This window comes from Meiothermus sp. CFH 77666, from assembly GCF_017497985.1.
In the GTDB taxonomy this organism is placed as follows: Bacteria; Deinococcota; Deinococci; order Deinococcales; family Thermaceae; genus Meiothermus.
The window spans coordinates 1-18,207 of sequence record NZ_JAGDFV010000003.1 but is presented as its reverse complement, the minus strand read 5'-3'; the positions used below and the strand labels follow the sequence as shown (position 1 = coordinate 18,207).

General features: G+C 60.5%; 21 protein-coding genes. 10 read left to right on the top strand and 11 right to left on the bottom strand.

Features of this window, described 5'->3' with window-relative positions; genetic code table 11:
- Positions 1 to 13 precede the first annotated feature (13 nt).
- Positions 14 to 1,108: an OpgC domain-containing protein gene (opgC, locus tag J3L12_RS02420; RefSeq protein ID WP_279381086.1), complete on the top strand. Its 1,095-nt coding sequence runs from the start codon at positions 14 to 16 to the stop codon at positions 1,106 to 1,108.
- On the opposite strand, the gene J3L12_RS17050 is transcribed toward opgC, so the two are convergent.
- The 3 genes from J3L12_RS17050 to J3L12_RS02405 all read right to left on the bottom strand — a co-directional run bounded on the left by J3L12_RS17050 (position 1,105) and on the right by J3L12_RS02405 (position 2,391).
- Positions 1,105 to 1,359: a neutral zinc metallopeptidase gene (locus tag J3L12_RS17050; RefSeq protein WP_208013452.1), complete on the bottom strand. Its 255-nt coding sequence runs from the start codon at positions 1,357 to 1,359 to the stop codon at positions 1,105 to 1,107. The two genes, opgC and J3L12_RS17050, sit on opposite strands and share 4 nt — an antisense overlap.
- A gap of 150 nt (positions 1,360 to 1,509) precedes the next feature.
- Positions 1,510 to 2,040, bottom strand: coding sequence for a DinB family protein (locus tag J3L12_RS02410; RefSeq protein WP_243454855.1), 531 nt, complete (start codon positions 2,038 to 2,040; stop codon positions 1,510 to 1,512).
- Between the two features lie 123 nt (positions 2,041 to 2,163).
- Complete coding sequence (locus J3L12_RS02405) at positions 2,164 to 2,391, bottom strand: hypothetical protein (RefSeq protein WP_208013451.1); 228 nt, start codon at positions 2,389 to 2,391, stop codon at positions 2,164 to 2,166.
- Positions 2,392 to 2,664: 273 nt separating this feature from the next.
- Here J3L12_RS02405 and J3L12_RS02400 point away from each other — a divergent pair, with 273 nt between their 5' ends.
- Positions 2,665 to 3,459, top strand: coding sequence for an enoyl-ACP reductase (locus J3L12_RS02400; protein WP_208013450.1), 795 nt, complete (start codon positions 2,665 to 2,667; stop codon positions 3,457 to 3,459).
- Between the two features lie 213 nt (positions 3,460 to 3,672).
- Here J3L12_RS02400 and J3L12_RS02395 read toward each other — a convergent pair whose 3' ends face one another.
- Complete coding sequence (locus J3L12_RS02395; RefSeq protein ID WP_208013449.1) at positions 3,673 to 4,062, bottom strand: S1 RNA-binding domain-containing protein; 390 nt, start codon at positions 4,060 to 4,062, stop codon at positions 3,673 to 3,675.
- A gap of 183 nt (positions 4,063 to 4,245) precedes the next feature.
- Between J3L12_RS02395 and J3L12_RS02390 the strand changes: the two genes are divergently transcribed.
- Both J3L12_RS02390 and J3L12_RS02385 read left to right on the top strand, forming a co-directional pair.
- Complete coding sequence (locus J3L12_RS02390; RefSeq protein ID WP_208013448.1) at positions 4,246 to 5,430, top strand: acyl-CoA dehydrogenase family protein; 1,185 nt, start codon at positions 4,246 to 4,248, stop codon at positions 5,428 to 5,430.
- Between the two features lie 93 nt (positions 5,431 to 5,523).
- Complete coding sequence (locus J3L12_RS02385) at positions 5,524 to 6,588, top strand: quinone-dependent dihydroorotate dehydrogenase (protein ID WP_208013447.1); 1,065 nt, start codon at positions 5,524 to 5,526, stop codon at positions 6,586 to 6,588.
- On the opposite strand, the gene J3L12_RS02380 is transcribed toward J3L12_RS02385, so the two are convergent.
- Both J3L12_RS02380 and J3L12_RS02375 read right to left on the bottom strand, forming a co-directional pair.
- Positions 6,575 to 7,402: a patatin-like phospholipase family protein gene (locus tag J3L12_RS02380; RefSeq protein ID WP_208013446.1), complete on the bottom strand. Its 828-nt coding sequence runs from the start codon at positions 7,400 to 7,402 to the stop codon at positions 6,575 to 6,577. The two genes, J3L12_RS02385 and J3L12_RS02380, sit on opposite strands and share 14 nt — an antisense overlap.
- Positions 7,403 to 7,524: 122 nt before the next feature.
- Positions 7,525 to 7,929: a thiol-disulfide oxidoreductase DCC family protein gene (locus J3L12_RS02375; RefSeq protein WP_208013445.1), complete on the bottom strand. Its 405-nt coding sequence runs from the start codon at positions 7,927 to 7,929 to the stop codon at positions 7,525 to 7,527.
- A gap of 174 nt (positions 7,930 to 8,103) precedes the next feature.
- Here J3L12_RS02375 and J3L12_RS02370 point away from each other — a divergent pair, with 174 nt between their 5' ends.
- The 3 genes from J3L12_RS02370 to J3L12_RS02360 all read left to right on the top strand — a co-directional run bounded on the left by J3L12_RS02370 (position 8,104) and on the right by J3L12_RS02360 (position 11,150).
- Complete coding sequence (locus tag J3L12_RS02370; RefSeq protein ID WP_208013444.1) at positions 8,104 to 8,454, top strand: transposase family protein; 351 nt, start codon at positions 8,104 to 8,106, stop codon at positions 8,452 to 8,454.
- A 36-nt stretch (positions 8,455 to 8,490) separates the two neighbouring features.
- Complete coding sequence (gene moaA, locus J3L12_RS02365) at positions 8,491 to 9,465, top strand: GTP 3',8-cyclase MoaA (RefSeq protein WP_208013443.1); 975 nt, start codon at positions 8,491 to 8,493, stop codon at positions 9,463 to 9,465.
- Between the two features lie 98 nt (positions 9,466 to 9,563).
- Positions 9,564 to 11,150: a DUF4091 domain-containing protein gene (locus J3L12_RS02360; protein ID WP_208013442.1), complete on the top strand. Its 1,587-nt coding sequence runs from the start codon at positions 9,564 to 9,566 to the stop codon at positions 11,148 to 11,150.
- 188 nt (positions 11,151 to 11,338) lie between these two features.
- On the opposite strand, the gene J3L12_RS02355 is transcribed toward J3L12_RS02360, so the two are convergent.
- Both J3L12_RS02355 and J3L12_RS02350 read right to left on the bottom strand, forming a co-directional pair.
- Complete coding sequence (locus J3L12_RS02355; RefSeq protein ID WP_208013441.1) at positions 11,339 to 11,773, bottom strand: hypothetical protein; 435 nt, start codon at positions 11,771 to 11,773, stop codon at positions 11,339 to 11,341.
- A gap of 231 nt (positions 11,774 to 12,004) precedes the next feature.
- Entirely contained in the window at positions 12,005 to 12,544 is a 540-nt protein-coding gene (locus J3L12_RS02350; RefSeq protein WP_208013440.1) for an inorganic diphosphatase, read from the bottom strand.
- Between the two features lie 271 nt (positions 12,545 to 12,815).
- Here J3L12_RS02350 and J3L12_RS02345 point away from each other — a divergent pair, with 271 nt between their 5' ends.
- The 3 genes from J3L12_RS02345 (at position 12,816) to J3L12_RS02335 (ending at position 15,822) form a co-directional block, all read left to right on the top strand.
- Entirely contained in the window at positions 12,816 to 13,649 is an 834-nt protein-coding gene (locus tag J3L12_RS02345; RefSeq protein ID WP_208013439.1) for a hypothetical protein, read from the top strand.
- Positions 13,646 to 14,299: an outer membrane lipoprotein carrier protein LolA gene (locus J3L12_RS02340; RefSeq protein WP_208013438.1), complete on the top strand. Its 654-nt coding sequence runs from the start codon at positions 13,646 to 13,648 to the stop codon at positions 14,297 to 14,299. The genes J3L12_RS02345 and J3L12_RS02340 overlap by 4 nt, the downstream gene beginning before the upstream one ends.
- A 65-nt stretch (positions 14,300 to 14,364) precedes the next feature.
- Positions 14,365 to 15,822, top strand: coding sequence for a nitrilase-related carbon-nitrogen hydrolase (locus J3L12_RS02335; RefSeq protein WP_208013437.1), 1,458 nt, complete (start codon positions 14,365 to 14,367; stop codon positions 15,820 to 15,822).
- A gap of 847 nt (positions 15,823 to 16,669) precedes the next feature.
- Here J3L12_RS02335 and J3L12_RS02330 read toward each other — a convergent pair.
- The 3 genes from J3L12_RS02330 to J3L12_RS02320 form a co-directional block, all read right to left on the bottom strand.
- Positions 16,670 to 17,260, bottom strand: coding sequence for a dihydrofolate reductase family protein (locus J3L12_RS02330; protein WP_208013436.1), 591 nt, complete (start codon positions 17,258 to 17,260; stop codon positions 16,670 to 16,672).
- Between the two features lie 150 nt (positions 17,261 to 17,410).
- Complete coding sequence (locus J3L12_RS02325; protein WP_208013435.1) at positions 17,411 to 17,938, bottom strand: hypothetical protein; 528 nt, start codon at positions 17,936 to 17,938, stop codon at positions 17,411 to 17,413.
- 60 nt (positions 17,939 to 17,998) lie between these two features.
- Positions 17,999 to 18,207: hypothetical protein (locus J3L12_RS02320; protein WP_208013434.1), on the bottom strand; the 209-nt coding region annotated here is incomplete at its 5' end.

Genomic DNA, 18,207 nt, shown 5'->3' with positions numbered 1-18,207 from the left:
TGCTGGGTAGCGTATGGTCTCCTGGTTGCAGTCTTGGGTATATTCCAACTCCACTGGCCGCGATTTACGGATAGATTGGCTGCGGGGCTTTTGCCTGTTCGCGATGGCCATTGACCACATCGGCGGCGAATCGTTTTTGTATGTCTTTTCGGGCCGGCTCAACTTTTACATCAGTGCTGCCGAGGGTTTTTATTTCATCTCCGGCCTCACCCTGGGTATCCTGGCCAGCCGCCAGACCCTCCTGCAATCCCTCGAGCGGGTTTGGTCGCGGCTGCTGGTGCTCTACCGTACGGCGGTTCTGATTGCCCTGGGCTTCATGACCCTCAGCCTGCTGGGGCTCAAGGTCTGGTACGACCCCTGGAACAAAGAACAAAACCTGCTGGAGTTCGTGGCCGGTGTTTTCACCCTGCAGGATGGCTACAACGGCTCGGAGATTTTAGGGCTGTATGTCTGGTACATGTTGTTCGCCCCCCTGGCCTTCTGGCTCTTGTATCGCAAGCAGGGCTGGCGGGTGCTGCTCGTTTCGGGGGTGGTGTACATCTTGAGTCAGGTGGTTCCCACCGTGGTAGGGGCCCCCATTGCCTCGATCTTCATGCCGGCGGCCTGGCAAATTTTGTTTTTTGCTGGACTGGTGGTGGGGTTCCACCGCCTCGAGCTAGCCCAGTTCTGGGCCCAAAGACCCCGGCTGCGCGATGGCTTGGGGGTGGGGGTTTTACTGACGGCTGCTGCGTTTATCGTCGTTCATGCCCAGGGCTGGCTGCCCTGGCTGGATCGTTCGGTGCTAGGCGATGCCAACACCGAACCATTAGTATGGCCCAGGTTGCTGTTGGTTGCGCTCTATCTGCAAGCCTTTTATATCCTGGTCACCTGGTTCTGGCTGCCGCTTTCCCGTGGGGTGGGCTGGTTTTTGATTCCCTTGGGCTCGGCCTCGCTGTGGACTTTTACCGCGCACCTCATCGCGATGGTTCCGCTCTATAACCTGCTCGACTACTGGGAGGTCACGCAGAACCCCTGGTGGGGCACCGGGCTACAACTGCTGGCCCTGGGGGGCATCTGGGCCTCTATTCAGCTCTATCGCCGGTGGCGCAAGGCAGGAGCCGCCGGTTAATTGCGGAAGGTATCGCAGCGGTTCGGGTCGCCGCTCTGGAAACCCCGGTTGAACCAGCCCACCCGCTGCTCCGACGAGCCGTGAGTGAAAGTCTCGGGCACCATATAGCCCTGTGAGCGAATCACTTGCGGGAGCCGGTAGCCCTGGCTCATCTGTTCCCATGTGTCTTCCAGGTCGCCCACAATGGAGCGCATAAACCGGCCCTCCCGGTCATTGGCGGGCTTGTTTTGGGGGGCCGGGGTGGTGGTCACGGACCCGCCCTGGAGTTGGGAAAGAATGTCGGTAGGGTTCACCCCAGACAGCAACCCCCAGCAAGGCCAGTATCACCGCTCCCAGGCGGGGGCTGCGTCCCCGGCGGTCTTCCACATTCTAGCGCTTACGCAGGTCTTCCCATTTTATATTCACGCCCCTAAGCGCTCTTGAATTTGCCGCAAATGATGCTGCTCATGGTAGACCAGGGTTTGCAGCCAGCCCAGGGCGGTCAGGTCACCAAAAAAGGGGTGCGCGTAGGTGGGGGGGTGCGGCAGGCGTTCTCCGCTCTCGGCCACCTCGGCCAGCACCCGTTCACGCACGGCCTGCAGACGCTCCAGCAAAGCTGCACGGGGCAGCCCCCCCTTGGGCTCCATCAGGGGTGGGGCCAGGGGGCGGCCATCGGGGCGGGTCTGACCGGGGGGGGAAGGGGGGAAAGGCTCGGCCTCGCCCAGCCCCACCCTGCGCAAGCGACGAATAATTTTGCCCGCCGACTCTTCCACCAGCGAAATGTGCTCTAACACCTCGGCGGGGCTCCAGACCTCTGCACTGGGCCGCTGAAAAAGCTGCTCGTCGGAAAGCGTCTCTACCAGATGCAACAACTCCCGCCTCGAGCGCTCCAGATGTTTGAGGCAACTTGAGGCATCACCGTAGCGGGCCAGCATTTCCTGGGCTGTCGGCATGGGGGTATTGTAACGAACCGGAGCAGGAGACACCAAAGCCCGCAGCTCGAGGCCATATCGGTTGCCTATAGTCAAGCAAAAAATGCGACCCCGTAGGATCGCGTGGAAAGGATCGTCTCGACACTAGACCTTATCGAAAGCTTCTCGCAGCTTGCTACTCATGGGGAGGGAGATCAGACCCTTGAGGTAGAGTTCGTGTACGGCATCTACCCCGGCAATCTGTTGCAACTGCTCGAGGGTCACCTGTACATCATGGCCTGGGAGGTGAACCTTGACCTGGTTCATGGTGCCTGGAACCCACTCGCACTGGATACCTCCCACATTTGCCACCCCTTGTTGCAGCGTCTGCATATCTACCTCCCTTGTGCCGGAAGACACTCGAGCCTTATCAAATGTTTATAGCCCGACGAATATCAATGGCGGTAGTGAGAAATGTCCCACTATTGGTAATAATCTAAACTACTCGTTCTATGCAGCATTGTAGCGAGTTTTTATGAGGATTGGTTCAGAGGTAGAAAAGCCGCCAAAGGAGCGCTTTTCCAAAAAAAACGAGTGGGATTATTGCGTGGCATCTCGCCACAGGATTGGCAAGCCTCGAGGGGGTACGGGTAAGATACGGGGGTTATGGTCTCCATTGACTTATCTGGTAAGAAAGCCCTGGTGATGGGCGTGACCAATGAGCACAGTCTGGGCTGGGCCATTGCCGAAAAACTGCATGCTGCAGGCGCTGAAGTGGCCTTTAGCTATCAAGGAGAGCGGCTGCGCGAAAAGCTGGAAAAATTGACCGCAGGCCGGCCCAACCAGCGCCTGTACCAGGTAGACGTGACCGATGAGACCGCCCTCAAGGCCATGTTCGCCGACCTGGGGAGCGCCTGGGGGGGGCTGGATTATCTGGTGCACTCCATTGCTTTTGCGCCCCGTGCAGCCATGGAAGGGCGTTTTATTGACACCACCGCCGCCGACTGGAACACCGCCCTGCAAGTTTCGGCCTACTCACTGGTGGCGGTAGCCCGCCAAGCCGAGCCGCTCTTGCGTGAGGGGGGCAGCCTAATCACCCTGACCTACTACGCTTCCGAGAAGGTGGTGCCCAAATACAACGTGATGGGCATTGCCAAGGCCGCCCTGGAAGCCAGCGTGCGCTATCTGGCTTACGAATTGGGAAAGAAGAACATCCGGGTCAATGCGGTCAGCGCGGGGGCCATCCGTACCGTGGCGGCCATGAGCATTCCCGGCTTTCGCAAGATGGTCGCCAAGTACCACGCCACCGCCCCCCTGGGGCGCATGATTACCCACGAGGAGGTGGGCAATCTGGGCCTGTATCTGCTCTCTCCCCTGTCCAGCGGAACCACCGGTCAGACGGTGTACGTGGATGCAGGTTACAGCATCATGGGCATGAGCTTTGATGAAGAAGGAGCCTGATCTTCATTGCAAACCATGCAAGAACGAATCGAAAAGAAACGGGGCTGGCCCATATTTTGAGCCACCCGACTACAAGAAAACCTTGTCCTGAACAGAACAGTGACCGCCTGGATGGGCGGCCACGTCTGTAAAAAGCGCGATAAACCCGCTTTGGTTTTTCATTACAACATGGTCAGCGGCCTGGTCATCAGTCGAGACCCATGCACCAGCGCCTTAGCGGCGCTTGCGCCCGCCCTTTCCACCCCCCGGCTTTTTGCTGCCGCCACCGCCACCAAAACCCCCTGAGCCGCGCAGAAAGCTTTTGAGTTTGTTTTCAAACTCGGGAGCCTGGCGGGGCAAGCGCTTGGGCCGGGGGGGCTCAACGGGGGCCGGGGTGAGCTCCTTGATGGAGAGGTCGAGGCGACCCTTATCGTCGCGGCCCAGCACCAGCACCGAGACCACATCGCCTTCATTCAGGTGGTCGCGGATGTTCTTGACAAACTCGTGGGCTATCTGCGAGATGTGCACCAGTCCCGATTCCCCCGTGGGAAACTCGATAAAAGCCCCAAACTCCATGATTCGCGTGACGCGACCTTCTACGATTGCACCGGCTTCAAGCTCCATTCAAGCGTTCCTCCGAAACGACACGAAATCCCTTTACACAAGTGTACTAAAGCTGTGGGGGATTCACGATGCTTCACTATATCATCTGATCTTCAATTCATCACGAACTCATCCTCTATTTTGTAACGCATTTCCAACACCAAATAAAAAAAATGATATATTGAAAACACGGAGGAGTTCCAAATGATCGCAGACCGCCCCCAGAACTTGTGGTTCGAGCTAGATAGCGAGGAGCGCCAGATTATCGGTGCGCTGCGGGATTTCCTGCAAGCCGAGGTAGCCCCCACCGCCACCGAGCGCGATGAGACGGGGGCGTTTCCCTTTGAGATTGTGAAAAAGCTGGGCGAGATGGGGGTCATGGGGGCCCAGGTACCCGAGCAGTACGGCGGGGCCGGGCTCTCAACGCGCATTTTTGCCCGCATCATCGAAGAAATTGCCGCTGCAGATGGCTCCTTAGCCCTGACGGTAGCCTCACACAACAGCCTCTGTATCGGCCACATCCTGCTGGCCGGCAACGAGCAGCAGAAGCGGCAATTCCTGCCCCGGCTGGCCTCCGGGGAGGTGCTGGGGGCCTGGGGTCTGACCGAACCCGGCAGCGGCTCTGATGCCGCCGCCATGCGCACCAAGGCCGAGGAAACTGCTTCGGGCTGGGTGCTGAATGGCTCCAAGCAGTTCATCACCCAGGGGTCGGTGGCAGGCATCTATGTGGTCAACGCCCGTACCGACGCCGCACCCAGCGAAGAGAAGAAGCACCTGGGGCTCTCGGCGCTGGTGTTCGAGGCGCCCATTCCGGGCTTGCGCATCGGGCGCAAGGAAAAAAAGCTCGGGCTGAACGCCTCCGACACCGCTCAACTAATTTTCGAGGATCTTCACCTGCCCAAAGAAGCCCTGCTGGGCGAGCGGGGCAAGGGCTTCTACGACGTGATGAAGGTACTGGAGGGAGGCCGCATCGGCATCGCCGCCATGGCGGTGGGGCTGGGGCGGGCCGCTCTGGAGTTCGCGGCCAAATATGCCCTCGAGCGTGAGCAGTTTGGCAGGCCCATCGCCGAGTTCCAGGCTGTCTCGCACAAGCTGGCCGAGATGGCCACCGAACTCGAGGCCGCACGCCTTTTGTACCTCAAGGCCGCCGAGCTGCGCGACGCCGGCAGGCCCTTTGGCCAGGCTGCCGCCCAGGCCAAGCTCTTTGCCTCGGAGGTAGGGGTGCGGGCCTGCGACGAGGCCATCCAGATTCTGGGCGGCTACGGCTACATCAAGGAGTACCCGGTCGAGCGCTACTGGCGCGACGCCCGCCTGACCCGCATTGGCGAGGGCACCAGCGAGGTGCTGAAGGTCATCATCGCCAAGAACCTGCTGGCACAGTACAGATAGAGGGCTCAGGGGGCAGGGCACAGGGGACTGTCTTCAGTCCCTTTTGCCCTTCTCCTCTCCCCCACAACGCTCCTCCCCTGCTATCCTTTCTCCGTGTACGAACTGTTCAGGCCCTGGCTGTTCCGCCAGGACCCCGAGGCCATCCACGAGCGGGTGATGCACGGCCTGGCCTGGCTGGGGCAACGGGGGCCCAGCCTGGAGCTGGTGCGGCGGCTCTGCTCGGTGCAGGATGAGCGCCTTCAGGTGCAGGCGTTTGGCCTGCGCTTTCCCAACCCCATCGGGCTGGCGGCGGGCTTCGACAAAAACGCAGTGGCGGTACGGGCCTGGCCTGCGCTGGGGTTTGGGCATGTGGAGATTGGGTCAGTGACGGCGCTGCCTCAGCCGGGCAACGACAAACCCCGCCTTTTCCGGCTGCCCCAGGATCAGGCCCTGATCAACCGCATGGGCTTCAACAACGAAGGAGCCGAGGCCATTGCGGCCCGGTTGAAGCGCTTACAGCAGACCTTCGGCAAGCTCCCGGTGCCCCTGGGCATCAACCTGGGGAAGTCGAAACTGACCCCCCTGGAAGAAGCCCCGAAGGACTATCTGCAAAGCCTGTCTGTCCTCTGGCCCTATGGCGATTACTTTGTTGTTAACGTCAGCTCGCCCAACACGCCGGGGCTGCGGGCCTTGCAGGACAAAGACCGGCTGGAAGAGCTGCTCGCGGCGCTGGTGGGCTTCGTGCAGGGCCACAAACCCTTGCTGCTCAAAATTGCGCCCGACCTGACCTGGACGCAGATAGACGAGATTCTGGCGCTGGTGGAGCAGTACCGGCTTTCCGGGCTTATCGCCACCAACACCACCACCAGCCGCGCAGGGCTGACCACGCCCACAGACGAGGCCGGCGGACTTTCGGGCCGGCCGCTCGGGGCACGCTCGCTCGAGGTACTCCGGTACCTGCACACCGGGCTGCAGGGCCGTTTGCCGATTATCTCGGTGGGGGGCATTTTTAGCGCAGCGGATGTGTGGGAGCGGCTCTCGAGCGGAGCCAGCCTGGTGCAGGTGTACACCGGCTTCGTTTACGAAGGGCCCCTGATGATGAAAAAGCTGTGCCGGGGGCTGCTGGAAAGAATGGAGCGCGAAGGCATCCAGACGCTCTCTGCGCTCAAGCCTCGATAGCCAGCAATTCTCTTATTTCCTCGAGCCTGCCCAGGGCTGCCGCCTCTCCGTCCTGGATGGCCTGCTCGAGCTGCTGGAAGCTGAATAGCCCGATGCCCTCGAGCTTGGGCCGTAGCACCAGGTCGGGGCGCGATACCGCCAGCTTGACCTCGGCCAGCCGAATCTGCATGATCTCGATGGCCCGGTACACGTTCTGAATGGGGTTGGCGTCAATGCCCCGGCGGAAAATCTGTTCCCACCAGCTTTTCTTGTGGGGCTGTTCACGCAAGACCTCGAGGGGGGTCACATCCACCGCAATGACCCGTTCGGAACCCAAAAAGCGCACCAGGTCTACCGGAATCTGGTTCAGGATGCCCCCATCGGCCAGGAGCTGATGCCCCACCCAGATGGGGTTGATGGCCCCCGGATAGGCTATGGAAGCCCGAATGGCCTGGAAGACATCCCCCTGGCGAAAATAGACCTCGGTGCCGGTGATCAGGTCGGTGGCGGTGATGCCAAAGGGAATGGGAAACTCCTCCATCTGGCGGGGAATGTGGGGCTCCAGAAAGCGCACCAGCTCGCTGTAGTTGAGCATGTCGCTCAAGGGGTTCCAGTCCAGAAAGCGCCAGAAGGAGGTTTGTGAGAGGAGTTCCTGCACTTCGTCGGCGGTGTGTCCGCTGGCAAACATGGCCCCCATCAGGCTGCCCATGCTGGTTCCGGCAATCGCGCTGGGCCGAAACCCCTCCCGCTCCAGGATCCGCATCACCCCAATGTGGGCATACCCCCTGGCCCCTCCACCCCCCAGGGCCAAGCCAAAGCGTTTGCAATCGGCCATACCCCCAGGCTACGCCACAGTTCGGTTTTGTACCACCGGTTGAGCAGAAAGCTTAAAGAAGGCCGATGGTCTATAGCTCATAGCCGATGGCGGGTATGGATTTGCACTCGAGCATCTCTGGCTTATGCATCCAGGAAGCGCTGTTTGAGTTCTGGGGTGGGCACCATACAGCGCTCGAGCTTGCCAAACACACGGTAGCGGTTTTTTGTCACCCTACGGTAAACCCAGTCCCGCAGTCGCTTGGGTAAAAACCAGAGCAGCGCAGGGATGCGCCAGACACCGCCCAGCCGGTAGAGGATGTGAAACACCGCGTCTGACTCGAGCCAGACCTTATCGCCCTCCAGCACCACCACACTGTCGGCCAGGGCCTGCGAAATGGGAATGTTGTGCTGGGCCAGCAGTTTCTGCCCAACCTCGGACTGCTGCGAAGCGAACCGGAAACGCCCCGATGGGTCATGGCGAATGATGAACTGCACGGTGCGGTTGCATAAATTGCACACGCCATCAAACAGCACGATGACCTTCATGGCTTCAGCTTAGTTCGGTTTGGCTCGAGGGAGTGTGGATGGGGTTGGAAAAAGTTGCCGAATGCCCAAAGCTGAAAAGGATCGTACCGTTGATCTTCGATCTCTAACGACAGTGAAGTCTTCAACCCTGACGCTAGGCCCTCGACAACTTCACAGGCTTTTATCACATTCTGCATGAAGGTGACCATACAGATTCCCAGCCCGATTCCCTACCTGATGGAAGTACCCGATCTGCGAGCCCACAACACCACCTACGATTGGCGCTTGTTGTTCATGCTGGTGCTGATGGGGCTGGGGAGTGGACGCACCAACCTGCTGGCGATTGCCCAGTGGGTGCAGGATCAGCGGGATTGGCTGCTCAGTCTGGGCCTGGATCGGCGGGCCAGTGGTCGGGCCCTGCCGGCACAGGCCACCCTCTATCGGTTTGTGTGGGCCTGTACCGGTGGTTATCGGGGTAGGGGTGTATATGACAAGAGCCTAGACAACTTCAGGGATATTTGTAACCTGCCCTGTACCTTAGGCTAACCGTGTTGCTAGAATATGCAACACGGGGTAGGTACAGTGAAACTACTGGACAACTACGGGCGCCTCATCAAAGACCTGCGGCTTTCGGTCACGCCGCGCTGCAACCTGCACTGCCTGTACTGCCATCCGCTGGGTTGGGAGCAGTCGGAACCCCCCGGCACGATTTCGGTAGAGGATACCCGCCACTTCCTCGAGGCCATGCAGATGCTGGGCCTCGAGTCGGTGCGCTTTACCGGAGGCGAGCCGCTGGTGCGCAAAGAACTGCCCCAGATGATTGCCGTGGCTCACGAACTGGGCATTCCGGACATTGCCATCACCACCAACGGCCTGTTGTTCAAACGCAAGGCCAGGGAACTGGCGGCTGCCGGACTCAAACGCATTAACCTCTCGATGGACGCTGTAACCCCCGAGGTCTTCAAAGCCATGACCCGGGGCGGGCAGGTCGAGAAGGTCTGGGACGCCATCGAAACCGCCTGGGAACTGGGGCTGCACCCGGTCAAAATCAACGCGGTGATGATCCGGGGTATGAACGACGGGGAGGTAATTCCCCTGGCCTCGCTCACGCTGGACAAGCCGCTGGAGGTGCGCTTTTTGGAGTACATGCACCTCGACAACTCCAACCCCGAACTGTACCGGCAGCGCTTCATCGCCGGAGCCGAGACCAAAGCCATAATCGAGGCCCACTTCGGCCCGCTGGAGAAGGTAGACCACGACCCCACCGCTCCCGCACGGGTCTACAAGATACCCGGAGCGGTCGGCAGTATCGGCTTCATCAACCCGGTAGCCGAGCCTTTCTGCTCCAAGTGCTCCCGCTTGCGCCTGACCTCCGACAAAAAAATTCGCCCCTGCTTGCTCACCGACCTGGAGATGGACATCGCCTGGGCCTTCGTGGCTCCCAACCCGGTCGAGGCGCTGGTAGATGCCATTCTGCTGGCTACTGACCGCAAGCCTGCGTTTGGCAACACCCTCCCTACCTTGCGCGAGCGGGTGATGATCGGGATTGGGGGGTAGCATCTCAAGCCAGTCCTCGAGCCAGAACACGGGATAATGCTCCTCGAAATGGTCGGAGCGCACCGTTCTCATGATCCCAGCGGCCTACACTGGAGGCCATGCGGTTTCGTGCATGGCAATTTTTGCTCTTACTGCTTTTGTTGGGCTTCCTGACCGCCTGCCCTGCGCCGGTGGTGGAAATTGACCCCAAGGGGCCCATGCAGGTCTGGGCCACCGGTTCCCTGGAGCGCATCCGCCCCGAAGACCCCGCCCGGCCCAACCAGTCCCTCGAGCTGTTCGCGGCCAGGGGCGAGACCGAGTCGTTTCAGATTGTGCTTGGGGGCCCCAAGGGCGTCAAGGCGGCCAGCATGGAAGTTTCCGACCTGCGCGGGCCGGGGGGCGCGGTTATCGGCCAGAACCACCTCACCCTTTACCGCCAGCACTACGTACAGGTCTGGGAGCCCAGCCCCAGTCTGGAAGACCCCAACCGTTCGCAAGGCGCGGGCTGGTATCCCGATGCCCTGATTCCCTTCAGCGCCCCAGGCGGACGGTTCAAGGCCATCCCGGTCGATGTGAACCCTGGGCGCAACCAGCCGTTCTGGGTGGACGTATCGGTACCGCGCAATGCAGTGCCGGGCCAGTACAGCGGCACCTACCGCGTCACCGCCCAGAACGGCACCCTGGAGGGTTCCTTCCGCCTGACGGTCTGGAACTTCGAACTGCCCCAGCGCCCCAGCCTGCTCTCCTTTGTGCCCTTGTGGAACACCAAGACCAAAGCCGCCCGCCTCGAGCTGCTCAAACACCGCCTGATGCCCGGAAGGGTCGAGCCTTCTGAGGTGCGGGAGTTGGTAAACGACTATGGCCTCAACAGCATTGACCTGGGCTTCTGGAGCGGGGCCAACGCCCAGACCTGCCGGGCCCGGCCTGCGCCCCCGGTGGCCGAACTGGCTGCAGCCCGCGCGGCCCGTCAGTCTGACGTGCCCATTTACAATTTCGCCTTCGACGAGCTCGACGTCTGCCCCAACAACCTGCTACCCGAGATCCGGGCCTGGGCGAATAACCTGCGAGCCGCCAACGTTCTGCACCTGAGCACCCTGCACCCCCGCCCCGAGCTGCTCGAGGATGGCAACGGCAGGCCCCTGGTAGACATCTTCGCCATCAATGCCGAGATGTACGAAGAAGCCCGGCGCACCAGAATCTGGGAAGCTGCCCAGGCCAAAGGCAGCAGCTTCTGGTACTACACCGCGCTGCTCAACCGCAAAACCCCTTATGCCCCCCAGTGGCTGCTGGACTATAGCCCGCTCAACTGGCGCATTTCCAGTGGCTTTTTGGCCTACAACCTGGGCTTCAGCGGCATCCTGGGCTGGGCCGCCGATTTTTACGATACCAGCCGGGGCCAAGACCCCTGGACAGATGTGCGCTACTTCAACGCAGGCCGGGCCTATAACGGCGATGGGTTGTGGTTCTACCCAGGTCGAGAGGTGGGTTTGCCCGGCTCCATTGTGCCCTCCATCCGGGCCAAGTGGCTGCGCGACGGCATCGAAGACTACGAGTACTTGAAGCTCCTGGGTGAGCGGGGCCTGAGCTTGCGGGTGGGCACGGTGGCCGAGGAGATGGCCCGCAGCATGCGCGACTGGCAGCGCGACCCGGCTTTGCTCGAGGCCGCCCGAAGGCGCATCGGGGAAGCCCTGCATCAGGGCCGATAGAGCGGTTTTACGCTCTTCACAGACGTGGCCGCCCACGAAAACGAGAATGTGTCTGTGTCCAGACACATGTTAGGGCCAGGCCCGGCCCACGGGTGCTTGGGTTTCGAGTTTCCAGGCAGCTACTGCTGTGTCCAGAACAAAGCTTTCTTGTAACCGAATGGCTCTAAATTGGTGAGTTGCGTTCTAAATTACGCCATTACGCCGTAGTTGTAGGTTTCGTTCCGCCCGTTTTTGTCCACAACGGCCCACCAACGATGTTCAGAGAGGGCGGGCATCTGGAGCAAGAACACCCAGAACTTACTGGGGTTCTCGCCGCCATCGGGCTGGAGGGGGCTCTCGGGGGTGATGAGCGTGAGCTGGGAGTCGCCTGCGTTCATGAAGTCTCTGACGGCGTTTTGCAGTTCGTCGGTATCGGGATCATCGCTAAGGTCGTAGGCTGAGGGATCGGCCTCTATCAGGCCCAGGGGGCTTTCGTCATCCTCCCCGTCTTCGATAAAGCTACGGATGGCCGCTTCCAGGGCCTCGAGGAAACCCTCCTCGTCGCTCACTGAAGGTACCTCAACACTCAGGTCGGGCACTTCCAGCGCCTTCAGTAAGGATTCGATTCGCTGCTGCAAGGCCATAGGTAGCTCGTTTGATTACATAACCACAAATGCCCCTGGGCGGTCAAGCCAGTTCAACCCGCGCATCCCAGGCACGGTGCAACCGTTCGGTGCGACCTTTTCGGCATTTGAGGGGTTGCTGAAAGCCCACAGCCGAAGGCCGAGAGCATAGTGAAACATACCCGGTTACGGCTCTAAACCGGAGGCGTATAACCCTACTCGAGCCAAGCATTCATCACGATTGTTGGCTTGCTAGCGGTCTTTCACCTCTTTGAACCGCTCGATGCAGGCCTGCACCTCGGCCACTGCACCGGCCTTGTCCTTCCAGCCCGAAACCTTGACCCACTTGCCCTTGTGGGCCTCCAAAGCCTTGTAGGTCTCGAAGAAGTTCTGGATTTCCTGTTTATGGGCGGTGGGTACATCGGCCAGGTCGCGGATGTGGTCGAGGCGCGGGTCTTCGGCCACCACCCCGATAATTTTGGCGTCGCCGCCTTTTTCGTCTTGCATGTCTACCATCCCCACAATGCGCACATCCACCACCACCCCCGGCAGCAGGGGGTAGGTGGAGAGGATGATGCCATCCAGGGGATCGCCATCCTCGGCCAGGGTGGAGGGGATGAAGCCATAATCGCCGGGGTAGAACTGGGCCGTGGGGAGTACCCGGTCGAGCTTGATGGCCTCGAGGTCGGGGTCGTATTCGTACTTGTTGGAAGACCCGCGCGGTACTTCAATCACCATATGGACAACTTCGGGCGCTTTTTTACCAACGGGCAGGTTCTTGAGGTTCGCCATAGCGTCCCCATTCTGACATCCAAAGCGCTAAAGAGGTAGCTACAACGCATATCGCACTCTTTAGAAACCTGGCTGCCCATGAAAACGTCGCCCAGGCCCGGACGCATGTTACGCACCCAGGCGTGGGCCTGGCCCACGGGTGCCTGGGCTTCGAGTTTCCCGGCAGCCCCTGTTCTCTCCAGGACAGGGCATTCCCATAGCCGGATGGCTCAAAATATGCGAAGAGCCTAAACTGTTGGGGCACTCCCTCTATTCCAGGGAGGCATCTCTTATGACTGCGCAAAGACTTTTACCGATAGCGCTGACCGTGGTTCTTCAGCTTTCGGCTTTGGGCCTTGCCCAATCCCTCACCTTCGGGCTCTACGGTCGCCTATCGCCCGACTCCCTGACGCCCACGCTCGAGGCCACCCTGCCGCTGGGGGCGTTTGACCTCGAGGCCCGCCTCCAGCGCGATGCACTGGGGCTGGGGCTGGGGAGCGCCCTCGAGTTTAGCGCCCTGGGGCGCCTGAGCTATGGCCTGCGGGCCAGCCTGGGGTTCGCGGGCTGGGGGGTCGAGGGCCGCATCGGCGGAACCTTCGGGCCGGTGGCAGCCAGCCTGGAGGCGGGGTATAGCAGCACCCTGCGCTCGCAGTTGTGGGTGGGCGAGGAGGCCGAAGGGGGGCTCAAACTGGGCTTCTGGGGGCGCTACCGCCTGAGCCCGCGGGAAACTCTGGGCCTGGGGCTGGGCTTCAAGCGCAACCTGGCCGACCTTGCCAGCGGCTCGGGCGAGCTCAGCTATGCGTTGCGCCAGGAGCAGACCTATACCTTCGGGCTGGGGGTGGACGATTCACGCCTGTACGGCATTATTGGCTGGCGGGGCGAGCTCGACGAGGCCGGGACGCTGCTCGAGGCCACCCTGCGGGCCGGGCAGTACAACCGGCTGGAAGCCGCCCTCACCGCACCCCTGGACGAAGAACTCAACAATCTTAAGCTGCGCCTAACCGTGGCCTACCCCTGGGCAGCTACCCTGGGGCTGGAGGCGTACCGCTTCCGCGCCGATGCAAGCTACAACGGTGGGTTTTCGCTCTGGCTACGCTACATGCTCAGTTTTGGAGGCCATGAATGAAGAAGTTGCTGGCAATCGCCCTCTTATCCCTGGGCCTGGTGGCGGCCCAGAGCATCGCCGAAATCACCCGCCAGGTGCAGACCAACCTGGATCGCTCGCCCTGGGAGGCCACCATCACCGGCAAGATTCAACTGCCCGACGGCAGCAGTCAGGACACCGAGTTCCGGCTTCAGGTGATTCCGGGTAAGGAGCAACTGGCCCGGGTAGAGTTCAAGAAGCCCGCCGCACTCGAGGGCAACTTTGTGGTCATCTCGGACAAGGAGGTCTGGAACTACCTGTTCCTGACCAACCAGCTCATCATCCAGCCCCGCGCCAAGGCCCGCATAGAGGGCCTGGGGGTCAACCTGACCGACCTGGGCGACTTCGACCAGCTCACCGAGCGGGTCACGCTCAGGCTACTGGGCGAGCAAAACACCCCCGCCGGGGCCGCCTGGCGCATTGGCGGCACCCCCAAGGACGCCTCGCTGGGCTTTGCCAATATGGAAATTCTGGTGCTCAAGGCCGACCCCCGCCCGGTTTCCATCACCCTGCGCGACAGCAGCAATAAAGTGCTGGCCGACCTCAACTTTGGCAACTTTCGCCGCGCCAGCCTGACCCCCCAAATCCTCCGCAAGCGCCCCGCCGACGCCGAGGTGTTGCGACGCAACTGAGCAAGCCCGCTACCGCCTGCCGACAAGGTAATGCCCTGGTAACAGAGCGGGGCTACAAATAAAGCGTGAGCGGCCTGCTGCGCCTCCTGCTGGGCCTGGGCCTTGCGGCCCTGAGCGGGGGGCTCTTGGTGCTGGCCTATCCGCCCTACAACCTCTGGCTGCTGGCCTGGGTAGCCCTGCTGCCCATGCTGCTGGCGCAGTTCTGGCTGATGCCTGCAAGGCTCTCGAGCCTGGCCTCGGCCACCACCATGGGCCTGTGGGGCCTGGGCTACTTCGGCCCGGTGTTTGGCGGCAGTGGGCTCTACATGGAGTGGCTCCCCCTGGCCATTTTTCTGATTGCCCTGCTGGGCGATATGGGCGTGCGGGCCTTCCACGAGCGCACCGGCTACCGCTACTTTGTCTGGCAGGGGGTGAGCAACTGGGTGGGCATCGAGATGATCCGGGGCTTTGTGCCCATCGCCGCCACCTGGGGCTTTATCGCCTATACCCAGCACACCCAGCCCTGGCTGATCCAGCCCGTCAGCGTGTTCAGCATCTATGGCATGAGCGCCCTGATTGTGCTGGTGAACTTCGTGCTGGGGCAGGGGCTGCTGGGACTGCTGCACAAAGAAGCCCCTCTCTCGCCCCTTCGGGTGCGGCGCTGGCTCTGGGCCGGGGGGCTGGCGCTCTTGGGCTGGGTGGGCCTCTCGCTCTGGCTCTACCGGCCCGAGGCGGGCACGCTGCGGGTGGCGGCCATCCAGCCCCCCACCTCCCCCATCCTGGCCCAGAACCGCGGAGAGACTGCCCTGGCCGAGGCCACTTTCGTCCGCATGAAGGAACAGACCCTCGAGGCCGCCCGCCAGGGCGCCCGGCTCATCGTCTGGCCCGAGGGCGCCTTCACCTTCGACCCCCAAACCGAAGACCGCCTGGGCCTGGTAGCGCTGGCGCGGGAAAGCCGGGCCTATCTGGTGGTGGGCTATGTGGTGGTCGTGGGCGAGCGAATCTTCCGCAACGAGGCCACAGTTATCAGCCCAGAGGGCCAGTTTCTGGGCGTCTACGGCAAGGATCACCCGGTGCTCTTTGCGGGCGAAACCAGCCCCACCCGGGGCACCTACCCGGTCTACCACACCTCCATAGGCCGCCTGGCTACCCTCATCTGCTACGACCTCGACTTTACCGACACCGCCCGCAAGATGGCCCGCCGGGGTGCTCAGGTGGTGGCGGTTCCCTCGCAGGACTGGGCCACCATCGCCGACAAGCACTACACCCACCTGGTCTTCCGGGCGGTGGAGAACCGCCTCAGCATGGTCAAGGCCGACGGCGGCTTTGACTCGGCCATCCTCGACCCCTGGGGCCGGGTGCGCTCGCTGGCCAGCTTCCCCCAGAGCGGAGAGGCCACCCTGGTTGCCGATGTGCCCCTGGGCCGGGCCAATGCCCCGGCGGTGCGGCTGGGGGACTGGGTGGGGTGGCTGGGATTGCTGGGGCTGGTGGGGTTTGCCCTGGCAGATCCGCTCAGTCGGCGGAAGTGGAAGATGGTGCGGTGAGCCTTCTCGTAGCCGTGCGTCCATCTCGGTCGCAAGCTTGCCGCTACCGAGAGGCACACTGCGCGGGGTTTCGTCCCTGAGCCTTTGTATGCCCTTGCATAAATCGCCGACAATAGTACCTCACAGCAGCTAAGTTGCGTATGTATAAGGTTTAGAGTCGAATCCGGGCTGCGCTAGATAATCATGCTCCTGGCGCAATACCTGAATGATTTTCGACCATCCCAGTAGCCAAAACATAAGCGGGAGGTACTTAACGCTCAGGGTAACCGGCGCGCGGGTTGGAAGCATTGTACAAACCATCGCCACTTTCCCAGCGCGTCCGGTTGACCCGGTGGTTAGGAATTGCTATCTATGCCCCGAAGCACAAGCCCGCAAGGCAATTAGGGCAGAATTGAATGCACGAATTGCTCGGTTCAGTGAGTCTACAAATTCCTTCGCTGAGTATGCATCCCTTGCACGTCGAGCATGGGATGCCGCAGTATCGAATTCGATGTGTGCCATATAACATTTGCAGTTCATCGCGGACATTGCAGCGTCATCGAGGGCTCTCTTTGCACGCCTTGCATAGTCCTTGGCGGCATCAAGGTTGGTTTCGTTTGCGGCCCGTTGGAGCTTTGTACGGGCATCGTCAACATTCATTACAAGCATGTCGCAAGTAACGGCATATGCATCGGAAAGCGCCAAACATAACGCCATTGAAATGAGCACGAACTTAAAAAGGGGGTAAATATAGACTCGCATCGCTTTAGGCCCTCCCGTTCAAATGTTGCCCAACGCCCAGGTTCAGCCGCGCGCAGCGCGTCGGCTGCAACCCGTTGTTAGCCAGCCAGCGAAGACAGTATAGGCACTAACGTGCACGCACATATCGGCAGACCAGCGCCCCCGAGCTTGCCTTAGCAGTCGACATCAACTCGAACGACATCGCTTTTCCGTTTGCGGGAAAGATTGTCTTACCCCCGCCGAGGGTCACTGGCGCGATCGTCAGCAATAACTCATCGACAAGGTCAGCAGCGAGCAACGACCGAACCATCGCTGCGCTGCCGTACACGTAAATGTATCCCCCTGGCTGCGCCCGCAGGTCGGAGACTTTTTGCAAGAAATCGTCACCACGAATGATCGTCGTCGGATGCCACGTGATGTCCTTGTCGCTGAGCGTGTTGGAGACCACGTACTTCTGCACCTTGTTGATCCAGTCTGAGAACGGGTCTCCCGAGCGGCTTGGCCAAGCGGCGGCGGACGTTTGATAGGTGCGGTGTCCTTGCAAGAGCGCGTCACTCTGCTTGGCGAGGTTGTCAAACGTGCCGCCAATCACTTCTGGGTCAAAGTATTTCAAAAACCATCCACCATGGGCGAAGCCACCGTCCGTGTCTTCCTGCGCCCCGCCTGGAGCCTGGACAACACCGTCCAAGCTGATGAATTCAGTGATAAGCGTTTTCATGGGGTCTCCTGTTTATACGACTGTGGGATCTGTGCTGGCTAACGGCTTGCGCATCACCCGCAGGCGAGCCGAGCGCAGCGAGGCGAAGCCTGTCGGGTGCATGCGCTGGTTAGCCTGCCGTATCTGATTGAAATGCGCTTCTCGTAAATGTCATCCTTTCCACAATGCAACATACATCCAATCTGGAAAATCGCTGACAGCCGTTACTGGTCTCCAATGTCTCAATGTGCTTGGCAACGACGCTACGGCTTTGTTCCACTCCTTTGAATCAGGAGCGGGATAAACGAAAGCGACCACCCACTTGTTTGGGCTGCCAATCTCGTCCAACTTTTTGAAATCTTTTATTAGTCCAACGTGGTCATCTCGGAAGTAAAAGTGCAAGTTGCGGGGAGTTCCTGCCGCTTGGCTGATACACAGCGCTTTCAGTTCGCAAAGGTGCTCTTGTCCTTGAATGTAAAGCCTGAAATCAACTTGTTTTCGCTTGCCATCTTTCGGCGAGGAGACATTTGCTTCACGCTCAAACTGTTCAATTACGCGGCTTGCTCCAAGTCGGTTGAATAGGACAAGCAACTCTGCTTTGAACCAGCCTTCAATGCGACTATCCGCTTGGGCAAAAGTCGTGAAGTGCTCTTGCTTGTCCAGAAACCACTTTGAAATGTGAGGAAGTAATACTTCCATTTGGCTCACCGATTATTGGGGCGAAAGGCAGGCTAACTAATAATTAATCACTGGTGCTAGTCACAAAACGATGTCAGCTATACACAGGTCTGGGGAAGCAGCGATGAGGTTCAGGGCGATGATGAGGTAAGCCCACCAAGCAGTAAAGCCAAGTTCAGTACGGTGATGGCGTTTCTTGGCACCGAAAAAACGGGTTAGTTGAGACAACAACCTTTCGATGGACATACGCTCTGACCAGGTCTTATGGGCGCAGAACTTGAGACACGCCG

Excerpts from the sequence above, each read along its gene's own strand:
- opgC (WP_279381086.1), top strand. The coding sequence starts at position 14 with ATGGTCTCCTGGTTGCAGTCTTGGGTATATTCCAACTCCACTGGCCGC.
- J3L12_RS02380 (WP_208013446.1), bottom strand. The coding sequence starts at position 7,402 with ATGGCCGATTGCAAACGCTTTGGCTTGGCCCTGGGGGGTGGAGGGGCC.
- J3L12_RS02390 (WP_208013448.1), top strand. The coding sequence starts at position 4,246 with ATGATCGCAGACCGCCCCCAGAACTTGTGGTTCGAGCTAGATAGCGAG.
- J3L12_RS02375 (WP_208013445.1), bottom strand. The coding sequence starts at position 7,929 with ATGAAGGTCATCGTGCTGTTTGATGGCGTGTGCAATTTATGCAACCGC.
- J3L12_RS02405 (WP_208013451.1), bottom strand. The coding sequence starts at position 2,391 with ATGCAGACGCTGCAACAAGGGGTGGCAAATGTGGGAGGTATCCAGTGC.
- J3L12_RS02340 (WP_208013438.1), top strand. The coding sequence starts at position 13,646 with ATGAAGAAGTTGCTGGCAATCGCCCTCTTATCCCTGGGCCTGGTGGCG.
- J3L12_RS02330 (WP_208013436.1), bottom strand. The coding sequence starts at position 17,260 with ATGAAAACGCTTATCACTGAATTCATCAGCTTGGACGGTGTTGTCCAG.
- J3L12_RS02395 (WP_208013449.1), bottom strand. The coding sequence starts at position 4,062 with ATGGAGCTTGAAGCCGGTGCAATCGTAGAAGGTCGCGTCACGCGAATC.
- J3L12_RS02350 (WP_208013440.1), bottom strand. The coding sequence starts at position 12,544 with ATGGCGAACCTCAAGAACCTGCCCGTTGGTAAAAAAGCGCCCGAAGTT.
- J3L12_RS02360 (WP_208013442.1), top strand. The coding sequence starts at position 9,564 with ATGCGGTTTCGTGCATGGCAATTTTTGCTCTTACTGCTTTTGTTGGGC.
- J3L12_RS02355 (WP_208013441.1), bottom strand. The coding sequence starts at position 11,773 with ATGGCCTTGCAGCAGCGAATCGAATCCTTACTGAAGGCGCTGGAAGTG.
- J3L12_RS02400 (WP_208013450.1), top strand. The coding sequence starts at position 2,665 with ATGGTCTCCATTGACTTATCTGGTAAGAAAGCCCTGGTGATGGGCGTG.
- J3L12_RS02370 (WP_208013444.1), top strand. The coding sequence starts at position 8,104 with ATGAAGGTGACCATACAGATTCCCAGCCCGATTCCCTACCTGATGGAA.
- J3L12_RS02345 (WP_208013439.1), top strand. The coding sequence starts at position 12,816 with ATGACTGCGCAAAGACTTTTACCGATAGCGCTGACCGTGGTTCTTCAG.
- J3L12_RS02325 (WP_208013435.1), bottom strand. The coding sequence starts at position 17,938 with ATGGAAGTATTACTTCCTCACATTTCAAAGTGGTTTCTGGACAAGCAA.
- J3L12_RS02410 (WP_243454855.1), bottom strand. The coding sequence starts at position 2,040 with ATGCCGACAGCCCAGGAAATGCTGGCCCGCTACGGTGATGCCTCAAGT.